This window comes from Mesorhizobium sp. XAP4 (assembly GCF_029269325.1).
GTDB classification, from domain to species: Bacteria; Pseudomonadota; Alphaproteobacteria; order Rhizobiales; family Rhizobiaceae; genus Mesorhizobium; species Mesorhizobium ciceri.
In genome coordinates, this window is sequence record NZ_JARIXW010000003.1 from 25386 (window position 1) to 41232 (window position 15847).

A 15847-nucleotide genomic window follows, 5' to 3' on the forward strand; every position below is an offset into this window, starting at 1 on the left:
CTCCTTAACCCGCCAATGCTGCGGCGTTTTCGATGAGCCAGCCTTCCAGCCAGCGGGTATGCACGTCTCCCGCCCGCATCGCCGGATCGGCGGCCAGCGCAAGAAACAGCGGCTTGGTGGTCTTGAGCCCGCCGATCTTCAACTCGTTGAGCGCGCGGATCAGGCGCACTATCGCCGCCTCGCGCGTCTCTGCATGCACGATCAGCTTGGCAAGCAGCGAGTCATAAAAGGGCGGCACCTGATAGCCTTGATAGAGCATCGAATCGAACCGTACGCCCGGACCGCCGGGAATGCGAAGCTCGGCCACCCGCCCGGGGAATGGAGCGAACTCCTTCGCCGGGTCTTCGGCATTGAGCCGGACTTCGATCGCATGCCCTTTGACGGAGACATCGCTTTGCCGGATCCGCAGCTTCTCGCCGCCGGCGATGCGAAGCATCTCCGCAACGAGGTCGATGCCGGTGATCGCTTCGGTGACCGGGTGCTCGACCTGGATACGGGTGTTCATCTCGATGAAGTAAAAGCGGTCTGCTTCATCGTCGTAAAGATACTCTACCGTGCCGGCACCAGAGTATTTGACCGCCTTGGCCAAGGCGACCGCTGAAGCGCAGAGCTCTTCGCGCAGCCTGTCTGAAAGTGCGCGCGACGGCGCCTCCTCCCAAACCTTCTGGCGTCGCCGCTGCAGCGAGCACTCCCGCTCGTAGCAGTGGATGGCATCGCTTCCGTCTGCCAGCACCTGCACCTCGATATGGCGGGCCTTGCCGATCACCTTTTCCATGTAGAGACCACCATCGCCAAAGGCGGCGAGGGCTTCTGCTTCGGCCTGAGGAAAGGCTTGTTCGAACTCGGCGAACGAGTTCGCGATGCGGATGCCCCGCCCGCCGCCGCCTGCCGCCGCCTTGATCATCACCGGAAAACCGGTTGCGGTCAGCACCTCGTGGCCAGCCTCGAGGCCCTCGACCCGGCCAGCCGAGCCTGGCACGACGGGGACACCTGCAGCGGCAGCGGCCGATCGCGCCGAGACCTTGTCTCCCATCATCCGGATCGCATCTCCCGACGGGCCGACGAAGACCAATGCAGCGCCTGTGACTGCGTCGGAAAACGCGGCATTCTCGGCAAGGAACCCATAGCCTGGATGAACACTGTCGCAACCGGTGTCGCGGGCAGCCTTCAGAATTGCTTCGACATTGAGATAGGACTTCTTTGCAGCTGGTGGGCCGATGTTGACCGCTTCGTCCGCAAGCTGGACGTGGAGCGACTCGGCGTCTGCGGCCGAATGCACCGCCACGGTGGCGATCCCCAGATCTTGCGCGGCCCGGATGATCCTGACCGCTATCTCGCCCCGGTTGGCAACCAGAAGCTTTTTCAGCATCAGTCGAGATCCGCAATAGGTGCGCCGGCCATGATGGGATCCTCATTGTCGGCAATGAAGCGGATGTTCGTACCGGCCGTCTCGGCCCTCACTTCGTGGAACGACTTCATCACTTCGATGAGACCGATTACGTCTCCGGCGGACACCGCGTCGCCATCCGCCTTGTATGGCGGCTGGTCTGGCGAAGCGCTGCGATAAAAAGTGCCGGGAAGAGGTGAAAGAATCTGGGCCATAAAAAGCTCCGGAAAACTGCGGACAGACTAATCTGGAACCGCCCGCGCGGGTGGGTTCGGTCGAGTTCAGTGCCAGGGGGCGATTGCGGTGCGCACGGCCCTGGCTATTTCGATGGCGTTCGGCGTATCGGAATGCACGCAGATGGTTTCGCAGCGCACAGGGAAGAAACTGCCGTCCTCTGCCGTGCCCTCGCCCTCCCTGATGGCGCGTACGCACCGCTCGGCCATCTCTGCGGGGTCCTTGGCGTCATGAACGCGTGTCAAGATCAGCTTGCCGGAGGCATCGTAGTCGAGATCGGCATAGAACTCAGCGACAAATGGGATACCGCGCTCTTGATAGATCTTCTCATGCAGGGTGCCCGTCATGCCGAAGAGGGGTACGCCGAAAATCTCTGCCGCGTCGCACACGCCATGGGCTATTGCCTCCTGCTGCATGGCCATGAAGTAGAGGCTGCCATGCGGCTTGATGTGGTGGAGTTCCACACCCTCGGCCTTGAGGAAGCCGGCAAGCGCTCCCACCTGGTAAATGATGGTGTTCCTGACTTCTTCGCGGGTCATCCGCATCTCGCGCCGGCCGAAACCCTGAATGTCGGGCAAGCCTGGATGGGCGCCGATCTTTACGCCACTCGCCTTGGCGCTGCGGACGGCGGCGTGCATGTGATCCGGATCCGAAGCGTGAAAACCACAGGCGACATTGGCAACGTCGATGATGGGCATCATGCCCATATCGTCGCCAACCTTGTAGAGGCCAAAGCTTTCGCCCATGTCGCAGTTTAGCGTCACCGCCATCGCATTGTTACCCCTCGAAGCTGCCGTCTTTGCGGCGTTGCAGCATTTTTTGCGCATGCGAGGGCATTTGTGAAATAGTAGTTTATTGATTGTCATATCAAAAAAACAGATAATGGTTCTGGGCCAGGGCGCACCATGACCATCACCTTGAAACAGCTGGATTATTTTATCGCGACCGCCGAGAGCGGACAGGTCAGTCATGCCGCGGTGGAACTCAACATCTCGCAATCGGCGGTCACTGCGGCGATAAAGACGCTTGAGGCTGACCTGGGCGTACGGCTTTTGGAGCGTAACCACGCTGGCGTAAGACTGACGATGGAGGGCGCGCGGTTTCTTGAACATGCGCGTGTTATCACCGGGGCCGTTGCTGCCGCCGTCCGAAGCCCGTTGCGCGATAGGAAAGGCCTGGCGGGCAAGCTGCGGCTGGGCATGACCTACACGGTCGTCGGCTACTACATGTCGCGCCACTACGCGCGGTTTCGAAAGACCTATCCCGAGATCGAGGTCGAGGTGCTGGAATTGCCCCGAGACGCTCTCGAAAGCGGCTTGATGTGCGGGGACATCGACATGGCCGTGATGCTGGTGTCCAACCTGGAGCACACCAAGGAGTTGGCGCAGGAGGTCTTGATGCGGTCGAACCGCCGGCTCTGGCTTTCGGCTGATCATCACCTCCTCGCGCGGCAGGAGATCAGCCTCGCCGATGTGGCGGCGGAAGATTATGTCATGCTGACGGTTGACGAGGCACGCACGACGGCCGCCCGTTACTGGGATGCCGCGGGCCTTTCGCTCCGCGCCGTCCTTACCACCAGTTCGGTCGAGGCCGTGCGGTCGCTCGTGGCTGCCGGCATGGGGGTCACTGTCCTGTCCGACATGGTTTACCGCCCCTGGTCCTTGGAGGGGCAGCGCATCGAAGTGCGCGGGCTTGTCGAGCCCATCCCCACTATGGACGTTGGCCTTGCCTGGTCGCGTGACAGATCAATCGAACCGGCGGCTGCGGCCTTCCGGGCCTTTATGTCCGTAACCATGGGCGGCGGCGGCTAATCTCCTGCCGCCAGTCAGGCGCTATGGCTCAGGCTCGCTGGTTGAGCAGCGGAGCATGCCGCGCTCAGGATCTGATGCCTCGCATCCTCAAGGGGGATTTCACCTTTGTCGCAAATTACCTCGTCATCGTCGTCCCTCAGGTTGCTCCCGACAAACAGAAGGAATTCTTGGACAGTCTTATTGGTCACCTCGGACCGGAACCGGAGAAGTTTCTCATCGGCGGGCGGTGACTTCACGGTTGCGGGCTACGATCTGCTCGTGGCGGAGGGGAGGCGTCGCCTCCATGAAGCCCTTGATCAGCGCGTCGCGAATTCTGGGTGCGCGCGCCTTTTCCGCCGTGGACAGCGCATCCTGAAGATCAGGCAACGTCAGTTCCGTGCAGTAGGCGGGCGTGCCCGGTTGCTGGCGCCAGGAATTCGCGAGATCGCCGGCATCAAGTGCGTCGAAACCGGTCTCGTTCACCAGTTCGGCGAAGACACCCGCAACGTGCTTCGCGACATTCTGAAGAACGGGTGGATGGAACCGAAAACAGCACCGGGCGGCCGACCTTAGTCTGCCTATCCGACTGCGCAGCCTTTCGAATTTAATCACGCCCGCCGCTAGCGGGTGTGCATCAAACAAGTGCTCTCTGACAGGCGGCCGTTGGGCTTGGGAAGGAGCGGCGTGTGAGGGCGGCAATTGGTCGGCCGCCCGCAGCCGCTTGCACAACCGCGATAGCAAAACCTTGGCATGATGAGGAAGAATATTGGACGAGCGGGGGTTTTCTGTACCTCTTGACCAAGCGTGAGCACTCGTCTTGGCGCTATGCTATCATTTCTGATCCCGCTTCCTGAAAACGGGGGATCCCGCAGAGCCTGAGGCAAGTCACCATTTCGTCCAGGATGATATCCAGTGCCTTGGCCACGCCGGGCTCGCCAGCCACGGCGCCGAACAGGGCGGCCCGGCCGATCGCCGCGACGGTGGCGCCGCGTGCCTTGGCCTTGACGATGTCCGTGCCCGTGCGGATACCGGAATCGATGAGGATCGGGATTTGGGCGCCAAGTGCCTGACGGATAGCGGGCAGGGCATCGATGCTCGATACAGCACCGTCGAGCTGGCGGCCTCCATGGTTGGACACCCAGATGCCATCGGCACCAGCCGCCACCAGTCGCGACGCATCGCCCGGGTGCAGGACGCCCTTGACCAGCAGCCGGCCTTTCCACCAGTCGCGGATCTGGCGGAAATCGTCCCAGTCGAAACCTGCATGGAGGCTGCCGCCAACACGCGCGGCGATCGTCAGGCCGGCGCTGTTGTCACCGAGATAGCCGCGGACGTTCTCGAACTGGGGCAGACCGCCGCGCAGCAGGCGCAGCGACCAGCGAGGATGAAGCATGCCTTCCCAGAGATGCCGGGCCGAAGGCCGCAGTGGGATAGATATGCCGTTCCTAATATCCTTTTCGCGCTTGCCACCGGCTTGCAGATCAACGGTCACCACCAGCGTCGAATAGCCAAATTCTTCCGCTCGCCTCACCAACTGGCGATTGAAGTCGAAATCCTTGAGCACATAAAGCTGGAACCACAGCGGCCCCTGTACGGCTCGCGCCATGCCTTCGATGCTGGCCGTGGCCATGGTGGAGAGCGTGTAGGGGATGCTGCGAGCGGTTGCCGCCCTCGCGATGGCAATGTCGGCTCCGGGCCTGACCAGCGCGCAGGAGCCCATCGGGCTGATCACCAGCGGTGTTGGCAAGGTCTCGGACCAGAGCGTCGTGGAAACGTTCGGATGCGAAACATCGGTAAGCACGCGCGGCAAAATTCTGATCTTTTCGAAATCGCTTCGATTGGCTTTGAGGGTGAGTTCTTGCCCCGCCCCGCCATCGATGAATTCGAAGACGGATTTCGGCAGACGACGACGGGCAAGCGTGCGAAAGTCCTCGACCGAAACATGGCGATCGAGAGCGCCCATCTTAGGTCTGGACCCTGTGCCCGCCGGCGATGAATATCCGGCGCATGAGCGTCTGGCCGACCTTGCCAGGTCCAACAAGATTTATCCTTGGCTTGGTCATATCAGTCGCGCCCGGCCGTGAGCCGGTCGCAGACCGAACGGGTTATCTCGCTGGTCGACGCCCTGCCTTTCAGGTCGGCGCTCAGAAGCCCATTGGCCAGGCAGTCCTCGGTCACGCGACGGATGCGCGCGGCGGCCTGGTTGAGCCTCTCGTCGCCATGCTTGTGGCCGAGCCAGTCGAGCATCGAGGCTGCCGACAGGATCGTCCCATAAGGGTTGGCGATACCCTTGCCGGCAATGTCGGGTGCCGAGCCGTGCGCGGCCTGGAAGAAGCCGTTGGCCACGCCGATCTCGGCTGAAGGCGCCATGCCCATCCCGCCCACCGTCGCGGCGGCGAGGTCGGACAGGATGTCGCCGAACATGTTCTCGCTGACGATGACGTTGAAATGACCCGGTTTCACCACGAGATGCATCGCCATGGCGTCGACCAGCGCGTGCTCGGTCGCGATATCGGGATAGTCCTTCGCCACTTCGTCGAAGACGGAGCGAAAGAAGGCATAGCTGCGCAGCACGTTGGCCTTGTCGCAGCAGGTCACTCGGCGCACGCCGTCACGGGGCGCGCCGCCCGACTGGCGCGCCAGTTCGAAGGCCTTGCGTGCGATGCGCTCGATGCCGGAGCGGGTCTGCACCAGCGTGTCGACCGCCACTTCGCCGCGCAACAGCGCGCCCGATCCCCGCGCGGCGTAAAGCCCTTCGCTGTTCTCGCGCAAGATGATGTAGTCGATATCGCCGGCCTTCACTCCGCTCAACGGGCTCGGCACGCCCTCGAAGAGCCTGACGGGGCGGATATTGGCATAGAGATCGAGTTCGAAGCGCAGCCTCAGCGTGAAATCCAGGCCTGCTTCGGTCCCATCGGGATGGATGACGCCCGGCAAGCCGCCCGCACCATGCAGGATGGCGTCCGCCTCGCGGCAGGCCTGGAAGGTCGGCTCGGGAAAGCTCTGGCCGGTCTTCAGGAAATGCTCGGCTCCGGCCGGGTATTCGCTGAAGTGCAAGGGGCTGCCGGGACCGAGCGCTGCTTTCACCACTTGAACCGCTGCGGCGCAGACTTCCGGGCCGATGCCGTCGCCATGCACCACGGCGATTTCGTAGACAGGCTTCATCGCCAACTCCCAAATGGTCTAACGCTCAGATGCACTTGCCGCCATCGACGTTGAGGTCGACGCCGGTGATCATGCTGGCCTCGTCGGAGCACAGGAATGCCGCGGCGTTGCCCATGTCCGCCGGCGTAGACAGCCTGCCGATCGGAATGGTGGCGACGACGCGGGCGCGGTTCTCTTCGCCGGAGCCGATGAAAGTGGACAGAAGTGGCGTGTCGCCGGCAACCGGATTGATGGCGTTGACGCGGATGCCGAAGGGGGCGAGTTCCACGGCCATGGCCCGGGTGGCGGCAATCGCCCAGCCTTTGGAAGCATTGTACCAGGTCAAATTCGGGCGCGGCGAGACGCCGCCGGTGGAGGCGACGTTGAGGATGGCGCCCGATTTGATGGATTTGAAATGCGCAACGACCGCACGGGCGCCATTGTAGATGGATCGCATGTTGACGTTGGCGATCCGGTCGAACATCTCTTCGTCCATCGTCTCGAGCGCCAAGGGCGGCTGGGCCACGCCGGCATTGTTGACCAGTATGTCGAGACCGCCAAAGGCCGAGCGGGCCAGGTCTGCCGCCGCTTCGAAGCTTCCGAGTGTCGAGACGTCGCCAGTGATTGGCCGCACATTTTCGCCGGCTTCGGCAGCAACGCGGGCCGCGGCGGCCTCATCACGGTCCATCAAAACGACCAGCGCACCTTCGGTGACGAATTTCCTGACGATGCCTTCGCCAAATCCCGAACCGCCGCCCGTGACGATAGCGACCTTGCCAGCAAGTCTCATATCTGTTCCTCCGTTGCCGGCACCATCGGGGAAGTCGCGTGCATTGCACAGTCCGATTATCTGAACGCCCTTTTAGCTTTCCTTGTTTGAGGTCGACCGGCGTGGGAGTCATAGTCGCCACGGAATTGTGAGGAGGAAGAGATGACGCTGAATTTCGACCCGCGGGCGAAGGCCACGGCGCTCTACCATGGCGAATTCCGGCCGATGTTCGTCGGCGGCAAGTGGGTTCCGGCACAATCCGGCCAGGAGATGCAGGCGCTCAACCCGGCGACTGGCGAAGTGTTGGCCACCGTGCCGCGTGGCTCGGCGGCCGACATCGATGCGGCGGTGGCCGCTGCGCGCACGGCCTTCGAAGGGCCGTGGTCAAAATTCTCGCCCTACGAGCGGCAGTGCGTGCTTCTGCGCATCGCCGATCTCTTCGAGACCCATTGGGAAGAACTCAGCGTTTCCGACACTCTCGACATGGGACTGCCGATCACGCGCACGCTCGCCAACCGGCGGCGCGTCATCGGCATGCTGCGCTTCTATGCGGGCATGGCGACCGCGCTGCATGGCGAATCCATAGACAATTCGATCCCCGGCGAGATCGTCTCGTTCACAAGGCGCGAGCCGGTAGGCGTTGTCGGCGCGATCATCCCCTGGAACGCTCCGACTGCGGCGTCGATCTGGAAGATCGCGCCGGCGCTCGCCACCGGCTGCACCATCGTGCTGAAGCCCTCGGAGGATGCTTCGTTGACGCCGCTGCTGATCGCCAGGCTGATGCAGGAGGCCGGCGTTCCCGACGGCGTCGTCAACGTCGTCACCGGCACCGGGACAGAGGCCGGGGTGCGGCTCGCTGAACATCCCGACGTCAACAAGATCGTCTTCACCGGCTCGACGCTGACCGGCCAGGCCATCGCGCGGGCGGGCGTGACCAACCTCAAGCGCGTTTCCCTGGAGCTCGGCGGCAAATCGCCGATCATCGTCTGCCGCGATGCCGACATCGACAAGGCGGTTCCGGTCGCCGCGATGGCTGTGTTCGTGCATTCGGGCCAGATCTGCATCGCCGGTTCGCGGCTTTTCGTGGCCCGCGAAATCCATGACGAATTCGTGCGCCGGGTCGCCGAGTTTGCCGGCAGGCTTCGCATCGGCCACGGCATCGAGGCGGAAACCGAAATCGGCCCGCTCATCAATGCCAGGCAGGCCGGCAAGGTGGTGGGCTATATCAAGGCCGGCCGCGACGAAGGCGCGGAACTGATGGCGGGCGGCTCGCGACTGACCGGCGGGCCCTACGACGGCGGCAATTTCATCGCGCCGACTGTCTTTGGTGCGGTGTCGGACAAGATGACCATCGCGCGTGAAGAGATCTTTGGTCCGGTGATTTCGGCGATGCCGTTCGACACGCTCGACGAAGCCGTGGCGCGGGCCAATGCGACGCCCTATGGCCTGGCGGCCGGCATTTTCACCAGTCATCTTGGCACCGCCCACAAGCTCGCCCGCCGCATCAAGGCCGGCTCGGTATGGGTCAACATGTACCACGCCATCGACCCGGCGGTGCCGTTCGGCGGCATGAAGATGTCCGGCTACGGCCGCGAGGGCGGCATCGAACATCTGCATGAATATCTGGAGACCAAGTCGATCTGGATCCAGACCGACTGAGGGTGCGCTGATATTCAGGTGAGGCCGGGCTGCCAATGGCGGCATTCCCAGCGCACCATTCTCGGCGCTCGTGCAAGATGCCTGTCCGAAGGCGCGACGCTCAGTTTGCCAGTTCGCGCAAATTGGTGCGGATGAGGTTCATCAGCTGTTCGGAGAAGGAGTGGTGCACATAGCCCCGCGCGGTGATGATGCCGACCGAGCGGTGGGCGTCGCGATGGTCGATCGGCACCACCCGCATACGCTCGTCATTGCGCGAAATGGCGATGCCGGGCACCACGCAGACGCCAAGTCCCGAACACACCAGTGCCACCGCCGTCTGTGCGCTTTCGACCTCGTATTGCGGCTTGAACTCGATGCCTTCCGCCGCCGTCAGCCGATCGACAAGGCCGCGCACGGCGGTCTTGCGGTTGAGCAGGATGAGCGGATAGCACAGCAGGTCGGAGAGCAGCAGCTTCTTTTCGCCGCCGTATATTTCCGTGGGGATGCAGGCCATCAGCGGATCGTCGAGGATGGACTCGAACTGGAAGTCCGTCAGGTTTGGCAGTTCCGGGCCGATGTAGAACTCGACCTCCTGCTGTTGCAAAAGGCCAAGCGCGGCCTGCGGCGGGCTCTCGATGACCTCGACGATGCTGCGTGGATAGCGCAACTTGAATGTCGCCAGGATATCGCCCAGCCGGCTTGCCGCGAGCGTCGGGGCGCAGGCGATCTGCACTTTGCCCTTGCGCCGAGCGGCGACCTCCGTCAGGCGGTCGAGGCTGGTCTGCACCTGTGACATCACGTTGGCGATCTCCTCGAACAGGATCTGGCCTTCCGGCGTCAGGCTGGCACGCTGTGCGGTGCGGATGAACAGCGAGATGCCGATCTGCTCCTCAAGGTCGCGAATCTGCATCGAGACCGCCGATGGCGAACGGTTGCTCTCCTCGGCAGCACGTCGGAAGCTGCCGTTTTCGGCGGCAAGCAGGAACGTCTGCAGAAGTTTGAGGTTGACGCTGGGCATATCCGCTCGGGCAGGGTGATCTGACCCCTGACCTATTCAGACGCGGAACCGATTGCAAGGCAATAGGGTAGGCCAGACATTGGTCCTGGCTTGGCCGGCAAAAGTGTCTCTCTTGTCGAGCCGCTCAATGAACCGCGGCGAACATGACGCGTTCCTCGGTGGCCTCCGAAAGCATCATCTCCTCGACCACGCGGCCGCGCTTGACCACCAGAATGCGATCCGAAACGGCGAGAATTTCAGGCAGGTAGGACGAGATGACAACGACGGCCATGCCTTGCTCGGCGAGATCGCTGATGAGCTGGTGGATCTCGACGATGGCGCCGACGTCGACCCCGCGTGTCGGCTCGTCGAAGATCACCAGCCTCGGCTTCTGAATCAGCGATTTGGCGATCACGACCTTTTGCTGGTTACCGCCGGAGAGCTCGATCATCCGGGCTCGGTCGCTGGTCTGCCGCAGGCTCAGACGTTCGCTCCATTCGCGGGCAAGTTGCCTGGCCCGCGCCAGCGACACCATGGAGACGGGATTGGCGCCCTCGGTCAGTTCACCCATTTGCAGGTTCTCGCCCGCGGTCATGGTTTCGAAGAAACCGTCGACCTTGCGATCCTCGGTGACATAGACGATGCCGTCGCGCACCGCAGGCCTGGGCACCCGATAGCGCACCGACTTGCCGAGCAGGCGGATCTCGCCGCCGTGGAAGATGTTGCGCTTCAACAGTCCGGCGACGACCTTGGCCATTTCGGTGCGGCCGGCGCCGACAAGGCCGAACATGCCGGTGACCTGGCCCGAAAACACCGAGAAGGAAGAGTTGCGCACCAGGCCGGCGCAGGACAGATTCTCGACCGAAAGCACCTTGTCGCCGTAGGGGCGCGCCGTGCGCTTGACCTCGCCATGCAGCGTTTCGGTGAGCGTGCGGCCGACCATGGCCTGCACGATCGAGGCGCGGGTGAAGCCCTTGGCCTCGCCGGACGCGACGATCTCGCCATCGCGCATGACCGTGATGCGGTCAGCGACGGCAAGCGCCTCTTCCAGCGCATGGGTGATGAAGATGACGGCGATGCCCTCCTTCACCAGCCGCTGCAAAAGTTTGAAGAAGTGGCTCTTCTCTTCTGGCGTCAGCGTCGCGGTCGGCTCGTCGAAGATGATGACGCGGGCCTTGTGGTGGACGGCGCGCGCGATCTCCACCATCTGCTTGTGCGCCGCGCCCAGCGTGCTGACCTGCGCGGACGGGTCGACCTGGAAGCCCATGCCGGCGAGGAACTGCCGCGCCTGAATGTAGAGGCCGCGCAACCGGTTGAACATCTTCTCTTCGCCGAGATAGAGATTCTGCGCTACCGTCATGGCCGGCACCAGGTTGGTTTCCTGGAACACCATGGCGATGCCGGCGCGCAGCGCTTCGGCGGGCGTGGCGAAGGACACATCCTTGCCGTCGAAGGTCATCTTGCCCTCGGTCAGCTTGAAGACACCGGCCATGACCTTGGTCAGCGTCGACTTGCCGGCGCCGTTTTCCCCGAGCAGCGCGTGGATTTCGCCTTTGCGCAGGTCGAAATTGACATTCTTGAAGGCCGGAATGCGCGCGAATGCCTTGGCGGCATCCCTGAGTTCAATGATGTTGGCGTCCGACATCGCTTAGCCTCGCTTGCCGCTGGCGGCGCTCGCCACGCGCACGATCCTCGATCCGCCGCGCGAGGCGACCAGCAGATCATCGCCCAGCTCGCAGGCGCTCAGCGTCCCGTGCACCTTGCCGTCTGCGCGCGAATGGAAACTCGACAGCGGCTTCATGTTCTGGTCGCAAAGAACCACCAGCCCGTAGGACCTTGTCACCGCGTATGGCTTCAGCACGTTCATCTGCTTCAACTGGCTGCCTTGCATGGGCTCGCGATAGTCGCGCCATGAGCCGAGCGACGGCGCCATCCAGTAGGCCTCCGGGACTTCCGCCAGCATGCGCGTGCGGTAGGTCTCCTCGCGCAGGATGAACTCCACCAGTTGGTTGCGCACGGAATAGAAGGTCAGCCAATAGCCGGCGTTGAAGGCCGGGGCGATGCGGGCGGGGTAGGCCGGCAGATGCTCCAGCATGGGCAGCGTCGCCTTGGTGGCAAGGTCGATCGCCAGCACGCGGTGGCGCCAGGCCTCCGAAACGTAGATGCGGTTGGAGCCGGTGGTGGCGATGCCGGCCGGCCAGGCCAAGCCGTCCCTGATAAGCTCCAGCCGGCCGTTTTTTAGATCGAGCCGCCAGACCGAACCGGACACGCTCTTCTGCATCAGGTCGCGACGCCAACCGCTCGCCGGCACTGAGGCCGAACCGTTGGCCACCAGCAAGGTGTTGCTGTCGAGGAAGGTGAGAGCGGTGATGCAGGAGAGGCGCCGAGCCTCCTCACCCGTCGCCTCGCGCCCGTCATGCAGGCCGCCGTGGACGACGACGCCCTTGCCGTCGATGGCCATCGCGGTCATGCCGCGGGCATGGGCGAGTGCGGTGATCTCGCCCGGAAATTCCTGCAAGGTTTCGGCATGGCCGTCGGCGCTAAAGCGCATCAGCCGGTTGGCGCTGCTTGCCAGAATGCCCTTTTCGGTGCGTACGAGATTGTCGGCCTCGGCGAGGCCGGCGAACGGCTCGGCTTCCTCCAGTCCTTGGTTGGGCAGCAACGGCCCGTCGAGCGTCGGCACGGTCACTGCCCACTCGCCACGGCCGAGAAAGCGGTCAAAAAGCTGGCTCAAACCGCTCATGGCTTTTTGCCCCAGTATGAATCCGAGCTGAACCAGTCGGGATCGACGCCTTTCAAGGGCAAGGTGCCCATGCGGTTGTTGAAGATGCCGCAGAGATAGAGGATGCCCTTGTGCTCGCGCATCGAGGTGATCATCGGATGCTTCTCGCCGGCCTGGTCCCACAGGCTTTCGAGGATCTGGCCGTTCTCGTCGAAGCGCAGCACGCAGCCGGTGTTGAGATTGGGCATCAGCCACGCGTCTTCCGATACGCGCCGCGCCATGCGACGGCGGAAGCTCGGCATTTCAAGCGAGAGATCCAAGGCCGGCGTGCGCATGCCCATCAGGGCCAGCCAGTAGGTACCGTCGGAGGCGCGGTTGATGTTGTCGGGATAGCCGGGCAAGCCCTCGATGACGCGCTCGACTTGGCCCTTCTTCGGGCCATCGAAATAATAGCGGCTGATGCGGCAGGCCCAGCTTTCGGCGAACAGCACCGACTGGCCGTCGAAGGCCGTGCAAATGCCGTTGGGGAAGACGAGGTTCGACAGCAGTGTGCGTGTCGAACCGGATTTGGGATCATGGACGATGATGCGTCCGTTGCCGCGGCTTTCCAGCGCGTCGGCATACCAGTCATGCATTTCGAAGCGCACTGTCGCTTCCGAGAAGACGATACGGCCGTCCGGCAGGATGTCGCAGTCGTCGGCGAGCTTCATGGTCGAGTCGTCGACCACCGAGGTCAGTGAGCGGTTGGTTTCGGCGGTCAGCAGCTTTACGTCGCCGGCCGGCGAGACCTGATAGAGGCCCATGCCGGCGACGCAGATGACGAGGTTGTCGTCGCGGTCGAAAGCCATGCCGAGCGGCGAGCCGCCAATATGTGCGAACACTTCGCTATCGGTGTAATGGGGCGGCTGGAAGCGCAGGATCTCGCCCTGGCGGCTGCCGGTGTAGAGACGGTCCTGCCGGTCGAAGATCACATCCTCCGCGCCATCGAGAACGCCGAGGCCGATGACGCCGACGTCCTTCAACCGGTCATTCACCGCCATTGGCGCGCCGGGCGCGGTCGAGATCGCCTGCGGCATCTTGGCGAAGGTTGGCGAGATGTAGACGCTGCGCAGGATCTTGTGGCGGTTCTTCACCCAGCGAACGTCGAGAAGCACCGACAAAAGCAGCACGATGCCGAGGATCAGGAAATTGACCGGGCCGGGCACGGCCAGCGCAAGCAGACTGTTCGACAGGACAAGCACGAAGACGGTGCCCATCAGCGCCTTGGCGACCGAGCCGCGCCCGCCGCCTAGCGAGATGCCGCCGAGCACGGTCGCGGTCAACACCTGCAGTTCGAGACCGGTGCCGATGTCGGAAGCGGCACTGCCGATGCGGGCCGAGAAGAAGAAGCCGGAGAGCGCCACCAGTACCGAGCACAAGACATAGGCGCTGAACAAGATGAAGCGCACATTGATGCCGGCATTGTAGGCAGAGCGGCGCGCGCCGCCGACCGCGAACAGCCGCCAGCCATAGCGGGCGCGCGACAGCACGAGATGGATGATCAGCGCGATGACGACGAACACCACAAAGGATGTCGGCACGCCCCAGATTGTGCCGAAACCAAGGAAATCATAGGCCGGCGAATCCGGACCGCTGGTGACGATCCGCGTCGAGACCTGCGGGAAGACGATGTCGAAGGTCGAGCGGTAGATGATGAGCGTCACCAGCGTGGTGAGAAACGCCCGCATGCGCAGGAAGCCAACCAGGAAGCCGTTGATGGCGCCGCAGACGACGCCGAGGCCCAGGCACGCCAACAGGCCGGTACCAAAGCTCCACTGCTCGACATTCATCCCATAGAGCGTGACCAGCACGGCGAGCGCGAAGGTCGACCCGACAGACAGATCGATGCCGCCTGACACCATGACGATGGTCATGCCGAGCACCACAAGGCCAAGCTCGGCGGTCTGGCCGCTGAGATTGGTCAGCGTCGCCAGATCGAAGAAGCCCGGCACGATCGAGCCGAAGATCGCGCACAAAATGACCAGCGCCGTGAAGGGGATGACGCTGTCGATCCACTTCTTGGTCAGGATCTCCCCGACCACGTGGTCGGGGAGCAGGCGGTAGCGCCAGCGCACAAGGCTTTCAGCCATGCTCATCAAGGAAGTCCGTTACTTGAGCTCGTCCAGCTTCCAGCAATTCCTGCCGGTCGCATTGGCCTTGTCGACGCGGGTGATCGGGCCGAAGAAGATGGTCTTCTCGCTACCCGCCTGCCGGCCGGGCTGCTGCAGCAGCTCGGAAATCTGTTGTGCTGCGATCTCGGCCTGGATCGGGGCATTAAAGTTGAAGATCACGTCGAGCAGCCCGTTCTTGATGCTCTCGCAGCCCGTGGCGCTGCCCGCGCCATTGGTGACGATCGTCACCTGGTCCTGCTTGCCGGCGGCCACGACGGCGGCACCGGCGCCGACCTCGGCATTATCCCAGATGCCCATGATGCCGCACAGGTCCGGATGCTGCTGGAGGACCGTCTCGGTGATCTGGCGGGCCTTTTCGCTCATGTAATCGGCCGGCTGGTCGGAGACGAGCTGCAGCTCGGGATTGGCCTTCAGCACCTCGTCGATGCCGGTGCGCATGTAGATGTTGGCGGCACCCGTCTGGACGCCGGCGAGCCAGACCACCTTGTGCGAGACGGCATTGGGCCCGGTGCAGTGCTTGGCCAGTTCGCCCATTTCGAGACGGCCCATTTCGATCCAGTCGTTGCCGACATAACTGTCCGTCTGGGTGGCCGACTGCATGTTGACTTGCAGCACCTTGATGCCGGCCGCCTGCGCCTGTTTCAACAGGCGTGCGTAGGTCTGGACGTCGGGGTTCTGCACGATGATCAGGTCCGGCTTCTCGGCGATGGCGCCCTGCATGGCGCGAATGCCGGCATTGGTGTCGCCGGAGGGATCGCGCACTTCGAGGCTGAAGCCGTAGCGTGCCGCGTGACGTTGCCACACCACCACCCATGCCTGGTTGAGGTCCATGCCCTGCGAGATTGGCACGAAGATGACCTTCTTGCCCTTGAGCGCCTCGAGATAGGTAGAGCGGCCGACCTGATCAGTTTCCTGCGCCGTGGCGATTTTCGCCGCGCCCAGCAGCGCCAGCGCTGTCATGCCCGCGAGCAGGCAGTTCTTGAACAACTTCATGG

The 15847-nt window shown here is 63.2% G+C and carries 13 protein-coding genes and 1 pseudogene; 2 read left to right on the plus strand and 12 right to left on the minus strand.

The features are described 5' to 3' along the window. Positions 1 to 4: 4 nt before the first annotated feature. The 3 genes from P3C39_RS13655 to P3C39_RS13665 form a co-directional block, all read right to left on the minus strand. Entirely contained in the window at positions 5 to 1369 is a 1365-nt protein-coding gene (locus P3C39_RS13655; RefSeq protein ID WP_275953890.1) for an acetyl-CoA carboxylase biotin carboxylase subunit, read from the minus strand. Continuing rightward, complete coding sequence (locus P3C39_RS13660; RefSeq protein ID WP_013533152.1) at positions 1369 to 1602, minus strand: acetyl-CoA carboxylase; 234 nt, start codon at positions 1600 to 1602, stop codon at positions 1369 to 1371. The genes P3C39_RS13655 and P3C39_RS13660 overlap by 1 nt, the downstream gene beginning before the upstream one ends. A gap of 66 nt (positions 1603 to 1668) precedes the next feature. Beyond that, positions 1669 to 2391 carry a LamB/YcsF family protein gene (locus tag P3C39_RS13665; protein WP_013533151.1) on the minus strand — a complete coding sequence of 241 codons (723 nt, stop codon included), beginning with the start codon at positions 2389 to 2391 and terminating at the stop codon, positions 1669 to 1671. Between the two features lie 135 nt (positions 2392 to 2526). Between P3C39_RS13665 and P3C39_RS13670 the strand changes: the two genes are divergently transcribed. Then, entirely contained in the window at positions 2527 to 3432 is a 906-nt protein-coding gene (locus tag P3C39_RS13670; RefSeq protein WP_013533150.1) for a LysR family transcriptional regulator, read from the plus strand. A 213-nt stretch (positions 3433 to 3645) separates the two neighbouring features. Here the strand turns inward: P3C39_RS13670 and P3C39_RS13675 are convergent. The 4 genes and pseudogenes from P3C39_RS13675 to P3C39_RS13690 form a co-directional block, all read right to left on the minus strand. Then, positions 3646 to 3900: pseudogene (locus tag P3C39_RS13675) on the minus strand (3-hydroxyisobutyrate dehydrogenase); the annotation flags it as partial. Positions 3901 to 4234: 334 nt separating this feature from the next. Further along, the gene (locus P3C39_RS13680; protein ID WP_275953889.1) at positions 4235 to 5374 is read right to left on the minus strand and encodes an alpha-hydroxy acid oxidase; all 1140 of its coding nucleotides are present in this window, start codon (positions 5372 to 5374) and stop codon (positions 4235 to 4237) included. Between the two features lie 101 nt (positions 5375 to 5475). Beyond that, positions 5476 to 6576: an isocitrate/isopropylmalate dehydrogenase family protein gene (locus P3C39_RS13685; protein ID WP_275953888.1), complete on the minus strand. Its 1101-nt coding sequence runs from the start codon at positions 6574 to 6576 to the stop codon at positions 5476 to 5478. Between the two features lie 25 nt (positions 6577 to 6601). Then, the gene (locus tag P3C39_RS13690) at positions 6602 to 7345 is read right to left on the minus strand and encodes a glucose 1-dehydrogenase (protein ID WP_013533144.1); all 744 of its coding nucleotides are present in this window, start codon (positions 7343 to 7345) and stop codon (positions 6602 to 6604) included. Between the two features lie 141 nt (positions 7346 to 7486). On the opposite strand from P3C39_RS13690, the gene P3C39_RS13695 reads away from it, so the two are divergent. Further along, positions 7487 to 8983, plus strand: coding sequence for an aldehyde dehydrogenase family protein (locus P3C39_RS13695; RefSeq protein ID WP_275953887.1), 1497 nt, complete (start codon positions 7487 to 7489; stop codon positions 8981 to 8983). A gap of 100 nt (positions 8984 to 9083) precedes the next feature. On the opposite strand, the gene P3C39_RS13700 is transcribed toward P3C39_RS13695, so the two are convergent. From P3C39_RS13700 to P3C39_RS13720, 5 genes are all read right to left on the minus strand, one after another. Further along, the gene (locus P3C39_RS13700; protein WP_275953886.1) at positions 9084 to 9980 is read right to left on the minus strand and encodes a LysR family transcriptional regulator; all 897 of its coding nucleotides are present in this window, start codon (positions 9978 to 9980) and stop codon (positions 9084 to 9086) included. Positions 9981 to 10104: 124 nt separating this feature from the next. After that, the gene (locus P3C39_RS13705) at positions 10105 to 11604 is read right to left on the minus strand and encodes a sugar ABC transporter ATP-binding protein (protein WP_275953885.1); all 1500 of its coding nucleotides are present in this window, start codon (positions 11602 to 11604) and stop codon (positions 10105 to 10107) included. Positions 11605 to 11607: 3 nt separating this feature from the next. Then, positions 11608 to 12702 (minus strand): strictosidine synthase, encoded by a 1095-nt coding sequence (locus tag P3C39_RS13710; protein ID WP_275953884.1) that lies wholly within the window; start codon positions 12700 to 12702, stop codon positions 11608 to 11610. Next, complete coding sequence (locus tag P3C39_RS13715) at positions 12699 to 14816, minus strand: SMP-30/gluconolactonase/LRE family protein (RefSeq protein ID WP_063167479.1); 2118 nt, start codon at positions 14814 to 14816, stop codon at positions 12699 to 12701. Before P3C39_RS13715 ends, P3C39_RS13710 begins: the two co-directional genes overlap by 4 nt. Positions 14817 to 14828: 12 nt before the next feature. Further along, positions 14829 to 15845 (minus strand): sugar ABC transporter substrate-binding protein, encoded by a 1017-nt coding sequence (locus tag P3C39_RS13720; RefSeq protein WP_064994996.1) that lies wholly within the window; start codon positions 15843 to 15845, stop codon positions 14829 to 14831. Positions 15846 to 15847 lie beyond the last annotated feature (2 nt).